Raw genomic sequence first — 2,783 nt, forward strand, 5'->3', positions numbered from 1 at the left:
TCAAACATTAGCGTTGGGATTTTATCCAAATCATACCATTTACAAGAATCTGATAATTCATCGGGCGTAGGAATTGCCTTCGAAAAATCAATCAAGGCATAATACCCAATCGAAATAAAACGATTTAATAAAAAATTATTAGGTTTCATTTCAATACCACACCCCGCCATAATTTCTCGGTGTGTTTCGTCGTTTCGGCGATTTTTCCTTCCAAACACATGAAACTGCTCTAAATAAACATTTTTCAAGCCCGTCCGTTCTTCCAAAATCCTTTGGGCAGCATCTTCCAAGTCTTCATCCATATTTATAAATCCCCCCGGCAAAGCGTAATAATTGGTGTTTTTATATTTCAGAAGCAAAATTTTGAGTTGGTTGTTGTGAAACCCAAGTGTAACACAATCAATCGAAACACTTGGCAAAAGGCGTGGTTTATTTTCCCAATATTCTTTTAGGTTAGTATTTTTAGTCATAAGAGTTCAGGTTTATACAAAAATAAAGATTTATTTGTAATATTCAAAGAAACACTCTGTCATTGTATCAAAATGGTACAATAAATTTATCATAAAAAATCCTACAAATCCTTTAAAAAAGCCTATTTGTCGAATACTTTAGTCGATGTGCCGATTTCCTTATTTGGAATAGAATCTTATATGCATCTTTGTTTATTCAAACGCTTTCAACCTTTTCCTCTATACACATAAATCTAAGCTTACCTTACCCAACAAAATGAAACAAATCAAAAAAGTTTTACCGTGCCTATTTGCGGCAATCACTACAATGAGTAGCTTCGGGGTAAAAGCTCAAAAAGCCCCCGACGAGAATCGCTTTACGAAAATAGTTTTGGGCGAAAAACTCGACGAACCAATGGAAATGACTTTGTTAAAAGACGGCCGAGTTTTGTTCGTCGAACGCAAAGGGGCATTAAAGCAATACAGTCCAGAAACTGGCGAAATCAAGACATTAGCAACGATTCCTGTAAATACAAAATACACTAATGCCAAAGGCGTAAAACGTGAGGCAGAAGAAGGTTTGATGGGTTTGATTCATGACCCAAATTTTGAGCAAAATCACTGGATTTATATGTATTATGCCGACCCTGACGTCAATCAACACGTATTAGCTCGTTGGGAATTACGTGGTGAAGAACTCGTGGCAAGCTCAAAAAAAGTGATTTTGAATGTACCAACCCAACGTGAAGAATGTTGCCACACAGGTGGTGGAATGGTTTTCGATAAAGCAGGAAATCTTTATTTGACAGTTGGCAATAACACATCGAATAGCGGAACACCTGGCTACGCAAATCTCGATGAAAGAAAAGGTTGGGAATATTGGGACGACCAACGTGGTGCTGGAAATACCAACAGCTTAACGGGAAAAATTTTAAGAATCAAACCAGAAGCTGATGCTACTTATTCGATTCCGAAAGGAAATCTTTACGAAACTTTGCCAAACAATGGCGATGGTTTGGTAAAAAAAGAAATCTACACAATGGGACACCGCAACCCGTGGAGACCTACGATTGATAGCAAAACAGGCTATTTATACTGGGGAGAAGTTGGTCCAGATGCTTCGGTTGATTCGGAGCAAGGCCCACGTGGATACGATGAATTTAATCAAGCTCGCAAAGCGAGCAATTTTGGCTGGCCATATTTTATCGCCGATAACAAAGCTTATGCCGATTGGGATTTTGAAACGGGCAAACCTCGTCCGAATTCTACTTATGACCCAGCAAAGCCAATCAATGATTCGCCAAACAACACTGGTCTAAAAAACCTTCCTCCCGCTCAAAAAGCTTTTATATATTATCCTTACGGCATTTCAGAAGAGTTTCCTTTAGTCGGAAGTTCGGGGCGTAGTGCTACGGGCGGACCTGTTTTTCGTAAAGCAGATTTTCCTGCTGGAAAAAGAATTTTCCCTGACTATTACGAAGGAAAATGGTTGATTGTAGAGTTTATGCGTGGCTGGATTATGGCCGTAACGATGGACGAAAACGGCGACTATAAATCAATGGAGCGTTTCATGCCAAATACTGATTTCGGTAGTGCCATTGACATGGATTTTGCACCAGATGGAGATTTATATGTGCTTGAATATGGCTCGGCATGGTTTAGAGGAAACGATAACGCCAAACTCGTTAAAGTAGAATATAACGGTGGAAACCGTATGCCAAAAGTAATGGCTAAGGCCGATAATCTGACAGGTTCTGCACCATTGAAAGTCAATCTTTCATCAGCAGGCACAAACGACCCAGATGGTGATAAACTAACATATTTGTGGGAAGTAAAAAGCAAAGCAGGCAAGAAGGTTTTCAAAACTGAAAATGCGACTGTATTGCTCGATAAAGCAGGAATTTATGACGTAAAGTTGACTGTAAAAGACGGCAAAGGTGAAGAAAACAGCGAATCGCTCGAAATAAAAGTTGGAAACGAACCACCAGCGGTAGCTTTTAATATCAAAAAAGGAAACAAAACTTTCTACTTTCCAAATAAACCAATCGACTACGAAGTAACGGTTTCGGACAAAGAAGATGGAGATTTGACAAACGGGAAAATCAAACCCGACCAAGTGGCAGTAAGTATTGATTATATGCCAATTGGCTACGATAAAATCGAGGCTTCACAAAATCACCGTGGCGTTGATGCAGTAGCATTTGCTTCTATGGGAGAGCGTTTGATGGCCAAAAGCGACTGTAAATCTTGCCATATTGTTGATGTAAAATCGGTTGGGCCTAGCTTAAAAGATGTAGCCAACAAATACAAAGGTGATAGCAAAGCAGTTGAGTA

At 39.3% G+C, this 2,783-nt stretch carries 2 protein-coding genes; one reads left to right on the forward strand and one right to left on the reverse strand.

Annotated features, from left to right (window positions below):
* Positions 1-470 (reverse strand): NUDIX domain-containing protein (locus ACOVO2_RS18590; RefSeq protein ID WP_421771414.1); only part of this gene is annotated, 470 nt, incomplete at its 3' end.
* Positions 471-726: 256 nt separating this feature from the next.
* Here ACOVO2_RS18590 and ACOVO2_RS18595 point away from each other — a divergent pair.
* Positions 727-2,783 (forward strand): PQQ-dependent sugar dehydrogenase (locus ACOVO2_RS18595; protein ID WP_421771415.1); only part of this gene is annotated, 2,057 nt, incomplete at its 3' end.

The organism is Emticicia sp., from assembly GCF_049241225.1.
GTDB lineage: Bacteria > Bacteroidota > Bacteroidia > Cytophagales > Spirosomataceae > Emticicia.